This is a genomic window from Bacillus sp. FSL K6-1006 (assembly GCF_038593175.1).
Taxonomy (GTDB): domain Bacteria; phylum Bacillota; class Bacilli; order Bacillales; family Bacillaceae; genus Bacillus; species Bacillus safensis.
This window is the reverse complement of the sequence record NZ_CP151970.1, coordinates 439,288-455,752: the sequence shown is the minus strand read 5'-3', so window position 1 is coordinate 455,752 and position 16,465 is coordinate 439,288. Positions and strand designations below refer to the sequence as shown.

The 16,465-nt window shown below is 44.5% G+C and carries 15 protein-coding genes; 7 read left to right on the top strand and 8 right to left on the bottom strand.

Annotated elements, in window-relative coordinates; all coding sequences use genetic code 11:
• Positions 1–117 precede the first annotated feature (117 nt).
• Positions 118–714 (top strand): NAD(P)H-dependent oxidoreductase, encoded by a 597-nt coding sequence (locus NSS65_RS02180; RefSeq protein ID WP_034283793.1) that lies wholly within the window; start codon positions 118–120, stop codon positions 712–714.
• A gap of 44 nt (positions 715–758) precedes the next feature.
• Here the strand turns inward: NSS65_RS02180 and NSS65_RS02175 are convergent, their stop codons facing one another.
• The 3 genes from NSS65_RS02175 to gabT are packed head-to-tail and all read right to left on the bottom strand — an operon-like array spanning position 759 to position 4,854.
• Entirely contained in the window at positions 759–2,153 is a 1,395-nt protein-coding gene (locus NSS65_RS02175; RefSeq protein ID WP_065215310.1) for an NAD-dependent succinate-semialdehyde dehydrogenase, read from the bottom strand.
• Positions 2,128–3,516 carry an APC family permease gene (locus NSS65_RS02170; protein ID WP_034283791.1) on the bottom strand — a complete coding sequence of 463 codons (1,389 nt, stop codon included), beginning with the start codon at positions 3,514–3,516 and terminating at the stop codon, positions 2,128–2,130. The genes NSS65_RS02175 and NSS65_RS02170 overlap by 26 nt, the downstream gene beginning before the upstream one ends.
• 21 nt (positions 3,517–3,537) lie before the next feature.
• A complete protein-coding gene (gabT, locus tag NSS65_RS02165; RefSeq protein WP_065215311.1) occupies positions 3,538–4,854 on the bottom strand; it encodes a 4-aminobutyrate--2-oxoglutarate transaminase in 1,317 nt (438 codons plus the stop codon).
• Positions 4,855–4,963: 109 nt separating this feature from the next.
• Between gabT and NSS65_RS02160 the strand changes: the two genes are divergently transcribed.
• Positions 4,964–6,388 (top strand): PLP-dependent aminotransferase family protein, encoded by a 1,425-nt coding sequence (locus tag NSS65_RS02160; protein WP_065215312.1) that lies wholly within the window; start codon positions 4,964–4,966, stop codon positions 6,386–6,388.
• 31 nt (positions 6,389–6,419) lie between these two features.
• On the opposite strand, the gene NSS65_RS02155 is transcribed toward NSS65_RS02160, so the two are convergent.
• Entirely contained in the window at positions 6,420–6,731 is a 312-nt protein-coding gene (locus NSS65_RS02155) for a metalloregulator ArsR/SmtB family transcription factor (protein WP_034283858.1), read from the bottom strand.
• Positions 6,732–6,857: 126 nt separating this feature from the next.
• Between NSS65_RS02155 and NSS65_RS02150 the strand changes: the two genes are divergently transcribed.
• The 5 genes from NSS65_RS02150 to NSS65_RS02130 all read left to right on the top strand — a co-directional run bounded on the left by NSS65_RS02150 (position 6,858) and on the right by NSS65_RS02130 (position 12,251).
• Complete coding sequence (locus tag NSS65_RS02150) at positions 6,858–7,232, top strand: hypothetical protein (protein ID WP_120208387.1); 375 nt, start codon at positions 6,858–6,860, stop codon at positions 7,230–7,232.
• 139 nt (positions 7,233–7,371) lie between these two features.
• A complete protein-coding gene (locus NSS65_RS02145) occupies positions 7,372–8,238 on the top strand; it encodes a TetR/AcrR family transcriptional regulator (protein WP_231293950.1) in 867 nt (288 codons plus the stop codon).
• Positions 8,239–8,254: 16 nt separating this feature from the next.
• Positions 8,255–9,691, top strand: a complete 1,437-nt coding sequence (locus tag NSS65_RS02140; protein WP_046313897.1) for an MDR family MFS transporter — start codon at positions 8,255–8,257, stop codon at positions 9,689–9,691.
• Between the two features lie 174 nt (positions 9,692–9,865).
• The gene (locus NSS65_RS02135) at positions 9,866–11,242 is read left to right on the top strand and encodes an aspartate kinase (protein WP_034283784.1); all 1,377 of its coding nucleotides are present in this window, start codon (positions 9,866–9,868) and stop codon (positions 11,240–11,242) included.
• A 163-nt stretch (positions 11,243–11,405) separates the two neighbouring features.
• Entirely contained in the window at positions 11,406–12,251 is an 846-nt protein-coding gene (locus NSS65_RS02130) for a GAF domain-containing protein (RefSeq protein ID WP_034283782.1), read from the top strand.
• 259 nt (positions 12,252–12,510) lie between these two features.
• Here the strand turns inward: NSS65_RS02130 and NSS65_RS02125 are convergent, their stop codons facing one another.
• From NSS65_RS02125 to NSS65_RS02110, 4 genes are read right to left on the bottom strand one after another with little or no spacing between them, the layout of a single operon-like run.
• The gene (locus tag NSS65_RS02125) at positions 12,511–13,845 is read right to left on the bottom strand and encodes an MmgE/PrpD family protein (protein WP_342467347.1); all 1,335 of its coding nucleotides are present in this window, start codon (positions 13,843–13,845) and stop codon (positions 12,511–12,513) included.
• Entirely contained in the window at positions 13,836–14,993 is a 1,158-nt protein-coding gene (locus tag NSS65_RS02120) for an amidohydrolase (protein ID WP_144496813.1), read from the bottom strand. Before NSS65_RS02120 ends, NSS65_RS02125 begins: the two co-directional genes overlap by 10 nt.
• 34 nt (positions 14,994–15,027) lie before the next feature.
• A complete protein-coding gene (locus tag NSS65_RS02115; RefSeq protein ID WP_025093644.1) occupies positions 15,028–15,774 on the bottom strand; it encodes an amino acid ABC transporter ATP-binding protein in 747 nt (248 codons plus the stop codon).
• Between the two features lie 12 nt (positions 15,775–15,786).
• Complete coding sequence (locus NSS65_RS02110) at positions 15,787–16,461, bottom strand: amino acid ABC transporter permease (protein ID WP_342467346.1); 675 nt, start codon at positions 16,459–16,461, stop codon at positions 15,787–15,789.
• Positions 16,462–16,465: the final 4 nt, after the last annotated feature.

Genomic DNA, 16,465 nt, shown 5'->3' with positions numbered 1-16,465 from the left:
TACTTTTATCACGATCAATTATTTTCCATTTTCCCAACTTGTTATTACCAATATAGGATTGAATAGGATAAAGCTGCGTGACATAATGAGACAGATGACCACATAGGAGGCTATGAGATGAACCATGTAATCATATTTGCTCATCCCCAGCAAAGCTTAAATCAAACCTTATTAGATCTTGTTGTGAGCACTCTATTGAACAATGGTCATAAAGTGACTGTTCGTGATGTCTATGCCCTAGGTTTTTCGCCAGAGCTCACCATTGCAGAAAAGGCTGCCATCAAATGCGGTGATGTCCCGATTGCCATTCAAAGAGAGCAGACGCTGATTCAGCAAGCGGATGTGCTGACGTTTATTTTTCCAATATGGTGGACAGGCTTGCCGGCTATGCTAAAAGGATATGTAGAACGCGTCTTTTCTGAAGGTTTTGCTTATCAGATCAGTGAGGATGGAGAGATTGAAAATCTGCTTCGGCACAAAAAAGGTGTCATTATCAACACCCACGATGCACCGAGGACTTTTCTTAATTCCAATAAGATTTCCACCTCCTCCCATCACATGACAACTGATACAGAAGTCTTCAATTTTATTGGCGTTCAGCCTGTCGAACGGCTTTTGTTCAGCAGCATGGAGCAGGCATCTGCAGATTACATACATGAAATTCTGAAAGAAACGAAAGAAACGGTGGATCAGCTTTTCCCGCCTGCTGTTTAACATAAAAAAGACTGCCGAGATTCCTCTGACAGTCTTTTTCACGTTTATTCGTCTAAACCAATGGATACATATTTTGTTTCTAAATAAGGCTCGATTCCTTCGATGCCGCCTTCTCGCCCAATTCCGCTTTCTTTCATACCGCCAAAAGGTGCTTGGACAGCCGATGGACCGCCATCATTCCAGCCAATGATCCCATAATCGAGATGTTCTGAAATGTAGAGTCCGTTCCGATAATTTTCTGTAAAGAAATAAGCTGCAAGGCCAAAAGGTGTATCGTTGGCTAATTCAATTGCCTCGTCTAACGTTTTGAATGTCGTAATAGGTGCCACTGGACCAAAGGTCTCTTCATGCATAATGTTCATCGAAGGGTCCACATGTGTAAGAACCGTTGGCTGGACAAAATAATATGATTTGTCATCGTCGAAATGCGTTTCGCCGCCGACAAGAACTTTCGCCCCTTTATCCACTGCATCTTGAATTTGACCGACAATTTTATCAAAGCCGCGCTTGTTGATAATTGGACCGATGGATGTGCCTTCTTCAAAGCCATTTCCTACTTTCAGCTTTTCTACTTCTTTGCTGAATCTTTGCGCAAATGCTTCATGAATGTCTTCATGCACAATTAAGCGGTTGGCACAGACACAGGTTTGCCCTGCGTTCCGAAACTTAGATGCCACTGCTTGTTTGACAGCTAGTTCAAGATTCGCATCCTTGTCTACGATGAGCGGAGCATGACCGCCAAGCTCCATTGATACGTGTTTGACTGTACTGGCACTGTTTTTGATCAGGTGCTTCCCGACGGGCGTTGAGCCTGTAAACGTGATTTTTCGAATCAATGGACTATCTGTGAAGATTTCACCCACTTCTTTGCCATCTCCCACAACCCATTGCAGTGCATCCTCTGGAATGCCGGCTTCATGACCTAATTTTACTAGTTCTATAGCTGTCAGCGGTGTGTCTTCAGCAGGTTTTACAATAAACGTACAGCCTGCTGCAAGCGCAGGAGCTGCCTTTCTCGTAATCATCGCCGCAGGGAAATTCCACGGAGTAATGGCAGCAACAGGACCAACTGGCTGTTTTGTGACGAAAAGGCGTTTGTTCGTCGTATGTGACGGGATGGTTCTGCCGTAGATTCGCTTTGCTTCTTCTGCGTACCATTCAATATAACCAGCCGCATAGACGATTTCTCCTAATGCTTCTTGATACGGCTTTCCGTTTTCTTCTGTGATGATTTTCGCAAGCCTTTCTTTATGCTCAATCATCAGATCAAACCACTTGCGAATGATATTGGCACGTTCATGCGCTGACGTTTTTGCCCATGATTTAAATGCTTTGTGTGAACGGGAAATTGCGTCTTCGATCTGTTCTTTTGTATGCTGAGCAACTGAAGCAATTTCTTCTCCTGTTGCAGGATTATACACTTTGAGTTCGTTTGTCATGCTCTATCGTCTCCTTCGTTCTTGGATTCATTACATATAGTATATACCCAATGAGTACCCAACCTAAAAGCAATATCCATTCAGCTGGCCAAGATAAGGAGGCCGGCATTCCTGGAAAGTAAAATGAAAGGAAAAGAAGACTCAGTCCGATAGCTAAAACACCTGTCGTCCGCCAATATTTTATGCGATATGGACGCTCCAGCTCAGGTTCTGTTTTCCGAAGTCTCATAAAGGCAATGGATACTATTAAGTACCCGACGATGATTCCGACACCGCCTGCATTGACAATCCATACGAGGGCAGGACGCCCTAATAATGGAGCGAAAAAAGCTAAAGCTCCAAGAAATAAAATGGCATTTGTCGGTGTTTTATACTTTGGATGAATATACGCAAACCATTTGGAAATCATACCTCTTTCCGCCATAGCATATAGAATACGGCTTGCACCGATAATAAAAGCATTCCAGCTCGTCACAATCCCTGCTACACCGCCAATAACCAGCACTGTTCCAAACGCTTGATGACCGAGAAGCTGAACCATCGCATCTGCTGTTGCTAATGAAGAGGCTTCAAGCTGTCCCTTTGACATTCCAGCAGCTACCCCAAAAACAATAAGCAGATAAAAAATGACCGCACTCACGATGGAAATAATCAAGATTCTCCCAATGATTTTTTTTGGTGCGTTAATCTCCGCCGCTACTTGCGGAATGACATCAAACCCAACGAATAAAAAGGGAATCATGACTAACACCGCCATAAGACCGCCAACCCCGCCTTGAAACATCGGCTCAAGGTTTGCAAAATCTCCATTAAATGTTGCGCCGCCTAAAAGGAGAAAACCTGTCAGAATAATCGCCACTGTGAACACGGACTGAAAAATGGCAGCAGGCTTCGCCCCAATGTAATTCAGCGCTGTTAAAAACAATGCACCGCCAGATCCAATCAATACCCACGTGAAATAAACGTCCCATCCCCCTATATTCCATAAGAAGCCAGCATGCTGTGTTGGAATCACATAATCAATGACGGTCGGCAAAGCGACAGCTTCAAACGTAATCACAGACACATAACCAAATAATACGCCCCATGCTGAGACGAACGCTGCTTTCATCCCAAATGCCCGCTGGACAAAAACGAGCCCTCCGCCTGTCTCTGGAATCGCAGACGAAAGCTCAGCATACGTAAGTCCGATAAAGATGACGAGAATACCGCCTATAACGAAAGCAATCACACTGCCTAAAAATCCAGCTGTTAAAATCCAATCTCCCGAAAGTACAACCCAGCCCCAGCCAAGCATTGCACCAATGGACAAAAACAGTACGTCTGACTGCGACATGGTTTTTGCCATTTGTTGTTTTTGCATACAACCATCCCCCTTTGTTGTTTAGCGTGCTTTGAAGGCGTCCTCTATGATCCCTAGTCCTTCGTGAAGCAGCTCATCTGTGATGACAAGTGGTGTTAAGAAGCGAATGACATTCCCATTAATCCCTGCCGTTAAAAGAAGCAGCCCGTGCTCATTTGCATATGCTGCAATCGCTGCGGCTCTTTTCTTATCTGGTGTACGCGTTGTTTGATCTTCCACAATTTCAATTGCCGCCATTGCCCCTAACCGGCGGACTTCCCCAATGAATGGATACGCTGTTCTCCATTCATTGGCTTTGTCCTCAATGACTTGTCCAATATGTTCAGATCGTTGATTCAGTTGTTCTGTTTCAATGATATCAAGGACAGCCAGTGCAGCTACACAGCCTAACGGACTTCCTGCATATGTTCCCCCAAGCTCCCCTGGATCTGCCGCATCAAGCATTTCTTTTCTGCCAACGACTCCGCTCAGCGGTAAGCCAGCTGCAAGAGATTTTGACACAGTAATTAAGTCCGGTACCACATCAAAGTGCTCAATCGCAAAGTATTTCCCTGTTCTTGCAAAACCGGTTTGGATTTCATCTGCAACAAAGACAATCCCGTGCTGCTGACAGAAGGAAGCGACATGCTGAACGAAGCGCTTCGATGGCACAATGAATCCGCCCTCCCCTTGGACTGGTTCCATGACCACACAAGCAACGGTTTCTGGTGCAACGGCTGCGACGAAGAATTGATTGAATTGATCAATGATGTACTCGTCGTAAGCAGCATCGCTTAATCCTTCAGGTTTTTGATAGTAATAAGGGTACGGTGCTTGGTACACCTCAGATGCGAATGGCCCGAAGCCAAATTTATATGGCTTGACCTTGCTCGTCATGCTCATTGTCATATTCGTTCTGCCGTGAAAACCTCTTGTGAACGACACAACGGCCTGTCTTTTCGTATATTTACGTGCAATTTTCACCGCATTTTCAACAGCTTCTGCACCTGAATTAAGAAAAATGGCTTTCTTATCATGATCCCCTGGTGTGAGATGGCACAGCTTCTCTGCCAATTCGATATACGATTCGTACATCATCACGTTGAATCCTGGGTGAATCAGGCTCTCTGCCTGTGCTTTGACCGCTTCCACGACCTTTGGATGTGAATGTCCTACGTTTAATGTGCCAATGGCGCCTGCAAAATCGATAAATCGGTTCCCATCAATATCGAACAGCTCGGCTCCTTTCCCCTTCGCTGCAAGATGACGGTTGCCATTACTCACGCCTCTTGCGACGTATTGATCTCTTTTCCCCTGCCATTCTTCAGTTGAAAAACGGTTTGTTGTCGTTTGACTCATTGTCATCCATCCCCTTTATATCCTTTTTTATTATTCTGAATATTTTTTGGTATGATAGAAAGTACCAATATCATTTTTTTCATGGTATCAGAGAGGATGGAATGATGAGATGCTGACAATTCAACTAGATCAAACAGGGCAAAACGGATATATTTATCATCAAATTTATACGAAAATTAAAGGGGAAATCTTAAACCGCAACCTTCAGCCGCATGATCAATTACCGTCCAAACGAGAGTTAGCCGATACATTAAACGTCAGCGTTAATTCAGTGAATGGCGCCTATCAGCAGCTGCTTGCCGAGGGATATTTATATTCGGTTGAACGCAAAGGGTTTTTCGTGGAATCACTAGAAACGTTTCATGAATCTGGTCAGCTAAAACCCTCTTCTCTTCCTGTAGATTTAAAGGAAGAACCGATTGCACGAGACGACTGGTATTCCTTTTCACATATCTCCGTCGATACAGCGAACTTTCCATTTAAAAGCTGGCTGAAAAGCGAACAAAAGGCGATCCATCTCCACCAAGATGCCTTCGGTGAGCTTCCGCATCCACAAGGTGTGTATGAGCTGCGGGAAACGATTGCCCGATTGATCGGACTTGCACGAGGGGTCAAATGCTATCCAGAACAGCTCATTTTAAGTGCAGGCACACAGTCACTGATCCATTCGTTATCAAGCATTCTTCCGCCTGATCAAATATACGGGTTAGAAAACCCTGGCTACCGCCGGCTCTATCAAATGCTGAAAAACAATCATCACCAAATTGAAACGATTGGCATTGACCAAAAAGGTGTGCGGATGAGTGATATTCATAAGAAACAGCCAAATGTGTTGATCATTACCCCTTCACATCAATTTCCAACAGGGGTGATTATGCCGATTTCCCGGCGCATTCAGCTGTTAAACTGGGCAGCCGATCAGCCAGATCGTTATATCATTGAGGATGATTATGACAGTGAATTTAAATATGGCACAGACAGCATTCCGGCGCTGCAAAGTCTTGACCGATATGACAAAGTCATTTATATGGGCACCTTTTCAAAATCATTGCTGCCCGGCTTGCGACTAAGCTATATGGTGCTGCCTCAGCATTTATTGAGACGCTATAAGGAGGAACAGCATTTTTTCATTCAAACAGCTAATCTTTTTACACAATACACCCTTCTTCATTTTATAAAAGATGGGGCGTATCAACGGCATATTAAACGAATGAATGGTTTATATGAGGAAAAACGGAAGCAGCTCATTGAAGAGCTCAATACGGTTTTTGCTGACAATGTGCGGATTATTGGGGAAAATGCCGGGCTTCATTTTATTGCAGAGTTTCGCTCAAATCGAACGCAGCATGAGATTTTACAGCGAGCGAAAGAAAGAAAGCTGAAAATGTACGGAATGGATCGCTTTACCCTTGATGAGCAATTGCCGGGGCATCAGCCAGGCTTTGTTCCGCTCGTCCTCGGCTTCTCACATATGAAGCAAGAGGATATTCAGCCGGCAGTGAAACGGCTGTATGACGCCATTTTCGGGAAATAAAACAGCCAGCTGCCCTTCACAGACAGCTGGCTTACCACCGCTTTTTATCTATAGCTAGAATCGATGACATGAGTCCAGGAAAAGCGGTCTCGATGTCTTCTTTTCTTAAAGAATAGTAACGGTGCTTCCCGTCAATTCTCACTTTCACGACGCCTGCCTCCCTCAGCACTTTGAAGTGATGGGAAAGCGTGGATTTGGCAATATTCATCTCATACGTGCCGCATGTCCTCTCCCCTGCCTCTGCTAAGCAGCGGACAATTTCTAACCGGATTGGATCAGCCAATGCGTGCAGCACAGAAATCAGTCTCATATCTTCTTTGTTTGGATGGTTTGGATTCGTCATACAATAAATGTATCGTATTTTGTGCCAACATACAATCTCATTCACCTGAAGCTGACTAGTCAAGTAACGATATGGCTTCACTAACGTCCATTATTCATGAGACTGTCTGAAGGGAAGGAAACCATTTTGAAACATAATATATGGATTAGTTTATTGATGATGATTCTCGCGATCTTCCTCTGCGCCTGCCAGTCCGTCCAATATTCTCAGTCAAAACCACCTAGTGCGGAAGAGTTATTAGCTATGGATCAGCAGGCAGATTTATTTCAATGGGAAGGAACGGTCTATGAAACAAATGTAGATTGGACGACATCCTTACACGTCACAAAACATCAGCAAGTAGGTGTCATTCAGAAAACAGCCGCCAAAAATTTTGAACATGGTACAGCTTCTAGGCTGCAAAAAGGGACCGCTATTTACTCTGTGAAAGAGAGAGAAGACATTTTGGTCATCGAACTTCACGGCAAAACAAAAATATATACCGCACATGCGGAAGGATAAAATACCTGTCATGCAGACGGGTATTTTTTTAAGTTCATTTTCTTGTCTTAGGGCATTGGTTTTGTTATCATAGCAAAAGTGACCACTCGGTTTCCATTGTGACCCTATGGTTTTGCCGATTCGGAAAGGACTTATGAAGATGAACGAAAAGCAAGAAGAGATTTTGCGGGTTTCAAAGAAATTATTTTCTCAAAAAGGCTATATGAGTGTCTCCATGCAGTCAATTGCCGATGCCTGTAAAATATCAAAAGCGTCTATTTATAAACTGTTTGATTCAAAGGAAGCTCTTCTACTAGAACTGATTAAATACAATCAGCGCAAAATGAGAGAGATTTCCCGCATCATTCATTCAGAAACGACGCTGTCCAAAAAGGAAAAATTCACAAAGAAGATCAAGCTTGAGCTTGAAGAGTTTAAAGAGAATCATAAATTTTTGAACATGCTGTCCTTTGAAGCTTTTTCTCAGCATTCGCCTATTGTCATTAAACACTTACGCGAGACACGCTCCATTATCATGCAGCGGCACAGAGACATTATTTTGAGCACATATGGTGAATCCGTCGCTCCTTATGTCTGGGATCTCGTGATTGTTCTCAATGGATTAATGAGAGAATTCATCTTAATGCTGGCGATTGAGCACAAGAACATCAAATTAGAAAATGCTGCCGAGATGATTATCGGTGTGATGGACCGTGTATCGAAAAAACCTTGCTCAATTGAGCCTGTGTTAACAGATCAGCTGATGGAATCTTATTTGTTTTCCTCACAGGACGGATATGATGAAGAAAAACTTGTCATCTCGTACTTAACGAAGATCAAACAAGAGCTTCACGCACTGTCAAACGGAGAAGAAAAAGACGATCTCCTCTCTGCGTATGAGCTGCTCAATCAAGAATTATCAAAGGATGAACCGAGAACCTTTTTAGTCAGCTCACTGCTCGATTATTTAGGCAAAAACAGCGTTTTATCACAAAACGTGTCACAGCTCAAAAACATCATTTTATAGATAAAGAAGGGATAACATGAACCAATCAACTACATCGTATAATCGATCTGTGATTGTTGGGATTTTCCTCGTTGGGGCATTCGTTGCGATTTTAAACCAAACGCTTCTCATTCCAGCGATCCCGCATATCATGGAAGATTTCAATATTGAGGTCAGCAAAGGACAGTGGCTTACAACAGCCTTTATGCTGACAAACGGGATTCTCATCCCCATTACGGCTTTCCTCATTGAGAAATTTTCAAGCCGTTCTTTAGTTTTAACGGCACTTAGCATCTTTACAGCCGGTACAATTCTTGCTTCATTTGCAACAAATTTCCCGGTGTTACTTGCTGCGCGTATCGTGCAGGCAGCCGGTGCAGGGATTTTAATGCCGCTGATGCAAACGATCTTTTTAACCATTTTCCCGAAAGAAAAACGCGGGCAGGCAATGGGCATGGTCGGACTTGTCATTTCGTTCGCACCTGCACTTGGGCCAACACTTGGCGGCTGGATTGTTGACTCCTTCAGCTGGAAGTTCTTGTTCTATATTGTTCTGCCAATCGGTATCATTGATCTCATTCTTGCTTTCTTCTTAATGAAAAATGTGACGCAGCAAAGAGAGACACGTATTGATGTCTTATCTGTCATCTTGTCATCGTTCGGTTTCGGCGGGCTGCTTTATGGATTTTCTAGTGTCGGCACGTATGGATGGACGAGTGCGACTGTTCTCATTTCGCTGATTGTCGGCGCTGTGAGCTTGTTCTTCTTTATCCTGCGCCAGTCGAACTTAACAAGACCGATGCTTGAGTTTGGTGTATTTAAATTTGCGATCTTTAGCTTAACAACCTTCCTTGGGATGCTTGTCTTTGCTTTATTAATTGGGACAGAGACGATTCTGCCGCTTTATACGCAGAATGTCAGAGGGCTGTCTGCACTTGATACAGGGCTTATCTTACTGCCAGGTGCTCTCTTCATGGGACTCCTGTCACCGATTATTGGACGGATTTTTGATAAAGTCGGCGGAAAAGGGCTGGCATTAGGCGGTTTTACGATACTCACCGTTACCACCCTGCCGTTTATGCTGCTCACCCTTGATTCATCAATCGCCCTCATTACGGTCGCCTACACGCTTCGCTTAATTGGGGTTGGGATGATCATGATGCCGCTGACAACCGCAGGTATTAACTCTTTACCGCCTCATTTGATCCCTCATGGGACAGCGATGAATAACACGATGAGACAAATAGGCGGTTCCATTGGAACGGCTGTGCTTGTTTCCATCATGAGCACCTCTGCTGCAAATGCAGAATTGGCCAATCCATTAAAATCGGCCGTTCATGGAATGAATACGTCATTCTTCATTTCTGGTCTGATTGCGGTCATTGGACTCGTCCTCTCCTTTTTCTTAAAGGAAAAAAAACGTGAGAATAAAGTGATGAAGCAGGAACTATCTTCCTCCTCGTCTTCTTCATAAGAAAAAGAGCTCGGCATATGGCCGGCTCTTTTTTCATATACTCATACAATATCGTCCTCTCCGAAAACACATTTGTATTTCTAGTAAAGAAAAACCTTGATAATTTAAGGAAAAGAGTTGATAATAGGAACTATTCAATTTGTGAGAAAATTTTTACTATAGGAGATGTATGCATTGAAGGTCGTTAAATTTGGTGGCAGTTCACTTGCATCTGGCAAGCAGCTGCAAAAGGTATTTGACATTGTAACAGCAGATCCAGCTCGAAAAGCAGTCGTTGTTTCCGCACCAGGAAAACGGCATTCAACGGATACGAAGGTCACCGATCTATTAATTAGCTGCGGTGAACAATATTTACGTTTAGGCGAAGCACATGATTTAAAGGAAGCAGTCATCGAGAGGTATGCCTCAATAGCGGATGAACTCGGATTAGGTCAAGACATTATCGATACCATCAGGCAAGATCTAGACACATTATTACAGGCTGATTCATCCCGCCCTGAGTGCTATCTTGATGCCATTAAAGCAAGCGGTGAAGACAATAACGCTAAGCTCATTGCCGCCTATTTCCGCCACCAAGGTGTGGAAGCTCATTATGTGAATCCAAAGGAAGCTGGTTTGTTTGTGAGCGATGAGCCTGGCCAAGCGCAAGTTCTGCCGGAGTCTTATGATCATTTGTACAAATTAAGAGAGCGCTCTGGCATTATTATATTCCCTGGCTTTTTTGGCTTTAGTCTAGCGGGAGACATCGTCACCTTTTCGCGAAGCGGCTCCGATATTACCGGCTCCATTTTGGCGAATGGCCTGAAGGCAGATGTATATGAAAACTTTACAGATGTCGATGCTGTCTATGCCGTCAATCCAACGATTGTTCATGAACCGAAAGAGATTACAGAGCTGACATACCGGGAAATGCGCGAGCTGTCCTATGCTGGTTTTTCTGTGTTCCATGATGAAGCACTTATTCCTGCCTTCCGTGCAGGTATTCCAGTTCAGATTAAAAACACCAACAACCCGTCGGCAAAAGGGACAAAAATCGTAAATCAGCGGGACCATACAAATGGACCTGTTGTTGGAATCGCCTCAGACAATGGATTTTGCAGCATTTACATTAGTAAATATTTGATGAACAGAGAAGTCGGTTTTGGACGAAAGGTGCTGCAAACACTAGAAGAGTATGGGCTTACGTATGAGCATGTTCCTTCTGGCATTGATGATATGACCATTATTTTACGGCAGGATCAGCTGGAGGAGCAGCATATTGAAGAGGAGCTGCTAGACCGCTTGAAGCTCGTGCTTGATGCAGATGAGGTCGTTTTAGAGCGAAATCTCTCGCTGATTATGGTTGTAGGAGAAGCGATGCGTCATAATGTTGGCACAACAGCAAGAGCGGCAAAGGCGCTGTCAAAAGCGAAGGTCAATATTGAAATGATCAATCAAGGCTCTTCAGAGGTCAGCATGATGTTTGGCGTCAAAGCGGCGCAAGAAAAAGAAGCTGTCCAAGCCTTGTATGAGGAATTTTTCTCCATGTCTACTGTCCCTGTCTCTCTTTAATCAGCAGACTGCCAGATCTTTGGATCGGCAGTCTTTTTCATCTCGACGATCAGAGTGTTTTTGCGCATTAAAGTGTATCTATTTCTTGTTTGATTTTGTATGATAGAGACACATCAATTATACGTTCCGGCCTATGTTCGGAGCTACAAGGAGTCCTAAAACAATGCCTCGTCAACAACTATTAAAACAGTTTCGCAATTTTCATGATGCTTCTACTAGTATTTTAAACATGATGAGTCAATTCATTGATGTGAATACACTGTTTATTGCTAAAAATGATCAAAACACCAATCAGATTGTAAAGGTGCTAAATCATGACGAGCAGCTTCTTGAAGAAGGAGAAGAACTTCCTTATGAAAAAACATTTTGCAAGCTGGCGGTCGATCATCAGGATACACTTGTGATCCCTGACATTTCGAGGGATGACCGTTCTAAATACTTAGAGGTCACGAAACATCTTCAAAGCGGCTCGTTTATTGGGGTTCCCATTGATTTTACAGATGGGACGAACTACGGGACGATTTGCGGACTTGATTTGAGACCGAAGCAGTTCACAGAAGAGCATGTGTATATGTTTGAAACGATGGCTTCTTTATTAAGCTACGTTCTCGAACTAGACCGTGCTAACCGGCAGATTAAGCAATTGTCTGTACCGATCGTACCTGTTGTTGATGGTGTCGCCGTGCTTCCTCTGCTTGGTGATATCGAAGAGACACGTGCTCAGCATATTTTGGAAACCATTTTACAGGAAAGCTACAGGCTGTCGCTCTCTCATTTGGTCATTGATGTATCGGGAACAAAAAGCCTGAATGAACAAAGCATTCAATATTTGGTCAGCTATGCACAAACACTGAGACTTTTAGGAATTTCGGCAGTTTTAACGGGCATTAAGCAAGACCTTGCTTTAAGTGCGATTCAATCCAATATATCGTTTAAAGACATCACCATCCGGAAAGACTTACCGCAGGCACTTGCTCATATTGGATTGACGTTTACCAAGAATGAATAAGTTGTGATTTTGTGACTCCATAAAGAAAGGCTCATCTCAATGGATGAGCCTCAGATTGTTGACAAAGAGCTAAAATGATCTCTATTTTAGCTCTTTGTCTTCTTTTCAGCGTGATAGAAAACCTTTGCAGTCTACGATGGACGAGTACCGGAGCGGAGCGAATGAAACATTCGTGAGCACCGGCACGCAGGACTGACAACGAATGCGAGGGTTTGTCTACACGCTGAGGCTCATCCCGATGGATGAGCCTCATTCGTGATCATACCAAAAGCTGCAAAAAGGAAGAATCGTTCCCCTCTTCTACTGCCTGCCGCATAAGCTGGGCATGAGAATCGTCTGTCACACTGTTTAATTTTTTCATGATATCATCTGTCGATAGCGCGTGTCCGGGTGCTCCCTGCGGAACATCAACACGTTTGCTGATGGTGGTGCCGTCAGATAAGGTGAGCTTCACAATCGTAAAGCGGCCTTTTGGAACAGCATCGGAATGAGGTACAATCATTTGATCATATCCTCTGCTTACCCGCTTCATCCATGTCCGCATGTCTGATGGAATGGTTTTTTTCGTAAAGGCATCCAGCGTAAGCGTCTGTCCAAACACTGCCAGTGCGATGACGTATTCGACACTGAAACGTCCTTCTTCTCCAGTCAAAGGTGTCTGCTCAATAAGCGCTGCATCTCCGCCTGGCGGGAATATGACATCGATCTGTTTTACCTGCTCCGGCAAGAAAGCCCGCTCTTTCGTTAAAGATTGGATCGCATCTGCTGCATGGTGGGCTGCTGAGCAGAATGGATATACTTTGAACCACAGCCCCGGTGAAACGATACGCCATGTAGAACCATAGCCCTCTAGTAAACGGCTTTCCGCAAGTTCCAGGTCTCCATAGAGTGAAAAAAAACCAAGTACGCCATCAAGAACCGAGTCATTCCCGCCAAAACCTGAACAAGCTAAGTCCATAGACCAAACGGCTGTTTTAGCAGCTAAGCCGGCTTGTAATGGTTTCATATCAGAGCCAAATTGCTTCCGCATTCCGGCTGATTGCGCTCCGGCAAAGCCGATTGCTTTCATCAGTTCTTCTCGTGTGACCTGCTTCAAATAGCCAATCGCACACACTGCCGCAATGGCTCCGAGTGTTCCTGTATTATGCCAGCCCCGCTCATAATGCGCCTTGCCGATGGATTCGCCAAGTCTTGCCATCACTTCAACACCAGTGATATAGGCAGCTAAAAACCGCTCGCCATACCCTTTGCCGTCTGTCAGCTGTGATAGCAGCGCCGGAATGATGACCGCACTTGGATGTCCTCTCACATCTGAGTGCACATCATCATAATCAAGGGCATGGATGAGGTAGCCGTTCAGCATCGCTGCGGATTGGCGGCTCACCTTCTTTCCTTGTCCAATGACAGGAATCTGAGCGGTTCCGCCTTCCTGTTCAACAAGCTGCATCAGCTTCTGAATCCCTTCATCCTCTTTCGCAGCAAGCGCTGATGCCGCAGCGTCTAACAGTGCATTTCTCGCCATTTGAATGGCCCGTTCATCTTGAAGCGGATCAGCAGAAAGCACTGCTTCTGCCAGTTGTTTTGTTAATTCCATGATCGAGACTCCAATGCCCGAACGGCAAGCTCAGCAAAGAAGCCAGCGGAAACTGGAAGTGCGTCTTCATTTAATGTAAACGCAGGGTGATGCCACTCCCTCGTACCACTAGTCCCCATCCATACAAAAAATCCTGGAATGCGTTCTTGATAAAGAGCAAAATCTTCTCCGCCCGGTGACTGCTCTGCCTGCACAGCATGTAAGTCAAGCGAGCCAGCCGTTTCTTCAACCACCTTTGTCAGACGCTCATCATTCATGACAGAAGGCAAATAAGGATGCCATCTCACTTCAGCCTCTGCTCCAAATCCTTCTGCAATTCCGCTGACGATTTGTTTCATAAGCTCTGGAATCATCGCTCTTACTTCAGGCTCAAACGTCCGAACGGTTCCTTCCATCTCAACACGGTCGGGTATGACATTCCATGATGTACCGCCTTGGATGCGTGTGATACTGACAACCGCATGATGCAAGGAGCTGATGCGGCGGCTGACGATTTGCTGAAGGGCGCTTGTGATCTGCCCGCTGATGGCAATGGGGTCTACCGTGTGATTTGGAATACCGGCGTGGCCACCCGTTCCTTTAATATCGATTTCAAACCGGTCCACACTCGCCATCAATGCTTTTTCTCTAATGCCAATCGTGCCAACTGGCAGGTCAGGTTTGTTGTGCATACCGAAAATTGCATTGACTCCATCTAAAACGCCTGCCTCTATGACGTGTTTCGCCCCTTGAGCAACTTCCTCAGCCGGCTGGAACAAAATACGGACCGTTCCTTTGATCTCGTGTTTCCGCTCTTTTAATAAAAGAGCCGCACCAAAAATAGAAGCTGTATGGAAATCATGACCGCATGCATGCATTTTACCCGGTACCTTTGAAGAAAATGGTTCGCCAGATGCTTCTTCAATCGGAAGTGCATCAATATCGGCTCTCAGAGCAATCGTCGGTCCCTCTTGTTCTCCCTTGATTTCACAGACAACACCTGTTTGAAGTGCCGGGATATCAAGCACAGTAATCCCTTCCTCTTCTAACCAGCGGCGCAGTTTCTTTGTCGTTTCATATTCTTCAAACGCCAGCTCTGGATGCTCATGAAGCGCTCGGCGAATATGAATCAAACGTTTGTTTAAATCTTCATTTCCTATTGATTTCACTAGACACTCACCCCTCTAAAGAATAAAAAGCAGCTTATGCTTCTTCAGCCGCTGCTTCTTTTTGGATAAATCGTTTCGTCCGTTCATTCTTCGTTTCATCAAATAGCTCAGTTGGCGTCCCCTGCTCGATAATATGACCATCCGCCATGAAAATCACATGGTCTGCCACTTCTCTTGCAAACGCCATTTCATGTGTGACGATGATCATCGTTGTTTCTTGGATCGCAATGGATTTAATGACTTGAAGCACACCTGAAACAAGCTCTGGGTCAAGCGCAGACGTTGGTTCATCCAGCAAAATCGCATGTGGATCAACCGCTAACGCGCGGGCAATCCCAATTCGCTGCTGCTGTCCGCCAGATAACGTGACTGGATAGCTGTCAGCCTTTTGCTCTAACCCTACCTGCTTCAGCAGTTTCATCCCGATTTCATTCGCCTGCTGCTTCGTCATTTTTTTCGTCACAAGCAATGATTCTGTTATGTTTTGCAGTGCTGTCTTGTTTTTAAATAAATTATAGTTTTGAAACACCATGGCCGTTTGTTGACGCAGGTGATGGGCTTCTTTACGTGAATATTTGGACGCATCGAGCCTCGCATCGCCAATTTCAATCGTGCCTTCATCAGGCGTTTCTAATAAATTTAAACAGCGCAGCAAGGTGGATTTACCGGAGCCAGAAGGTCCGATAATGGCCACAACCTGCCCTTTTTTCACGTCGAGATTGATTCCGTCTAAGACGACAAGGTCGCCGAATGATTTCTTCAAATTGGTGAGCTTGATCATGTCCACACCTCCTTAATTCCGGTAAGGCTTGCTGATTTTTCGTTCAAACAGGTCCTGCAGGAAGCTATAAATGATCGTCATCACCCAATACACGATCCCTACGGCTAAATAGGTTTCAAAGTATTTATAGTTCGCCGATGCAATCATCTTCCCTTGTGCAAACATTTCTGCCACACCAATCGTAAAGGCAAGAGATGTTTCTTTTAAAAGACCGATAAAGGTATTCCCCGTCGCTGGAATTGCATTTCTGATGGCCTGCGGGAAAATAATTCTAACGTAAGACTGCCACCTTGTCATACCGACAGATAAGCATGCCTCAAGCTGCCCTTCATCCACTGAGTTCAGAGCCGCTCTGAAAATTTCTGCTAAGTATGCCGAGTTTTTAATACTTAATCCGATAATGACCGCTGTTAAAGCATCCATTGTGGTCATCGCAGGGAATAGCTGCGGGAGACCAAAATAAATGAGAAAGAGCTGAACCAAGGTTGGAACCGCTCTGAAGAAAGAAATATACAGCTTGGCAAATTGGTATAAAACAGGTATCCGGTTTTTCGTAATGAGAGCGAATACCACACCAATGATAATGGCAAATACCATGGACACAATCGCCATGAAGATCGTTATCGGCAAGTATTGAAGCAATGTCGGAAACACCGTCACCATATACTGCCAATCAATTTTGTTCATGTCT

Bases quoted from the DNA above. Each gene is read 5' to 3' on its own strand.
- NSS65_RS02175 (WP_065215310.1), bottom strand. From the start codon at position 2,153: ATGACAAACGAACTCAAAGTGTATAATCCTGCAACAGGAGAAGAAATT.
- NSS65_RS02125 (WP_342467347.1), bottom strand. From the start codon at position 13,845: ATGGAATTAACAAAACAACTGGCAGAAGCAGTGCTTTCTGCTGATCCG.
- NSS65_RS02145 (WP_231293950.1), top strand. From the start codon at position 7,372: ATGAACGAAAAGCAAGAAGAGATTTTGCGGGTTTCAAAGAAATTATTT.
- NSS65_RS02110 (WP_342467346.1), bottom strand. From the start codon at position 16,461: ATGAACAAAATTGATTGGCAGTATATGGTGACGGTGTTTCCGACATTG.
- NSS65_RS02170 (WP_034283791.1), bottom strand. From the start codon at position 3,516: ATGCAAAAACAACAAATGGCAAAAACCATGTCGCAGTCAGACGTACTG.
- NSS65_RS02130 (WP_034283782.1), top strand. From the start codon at position 11,406: ATGCCTCGTCAACAACTATTAAAACAGTTTCGCAATTTTCATGATGCT.
- NSS65_RS02155 (WP_034283858.1), bottom strand. From the start codon at position 6,731: ATGACGAATCCAAACCATCCAAACAAAGAAGATATGAGACTGATTTCT.
- NSS65_RS02140 (WP_046313897.1), top strand. From the start codon at position 8,255: ATGAACCAATCAACTACATCGTATAATCGATCTGTGATTGTTGGGATT.
- NSS65_RS02180 (WP_034283793.1), top strand. From the start codon at position 118: ATGAACCATGTAATCATATTTGCTCATCCCCAGCAAAGCTTAAATCAA.
- gabT (WP_065215311.1), bottom strand. From the start codon at position 4,854: ATGAGTCAAACGACAACAAACCGTTTTTCAACTGAAGAATGGCAGGGG.
- NSS65_RS02115 (WP_025093644.1), bottom strand. From the start codon at position 15,774: ATGATCAAGCTCACCAATTTGAAGAAATCATTCGGCGACCTTGTCGTC.
- NSS65_RS02160 (WP_065215312.1), top strand. From the start codon at position 4,964: ATGCTGACAATTCAACTAGATCAAACAGGGCAAAACGGATATATTTAT.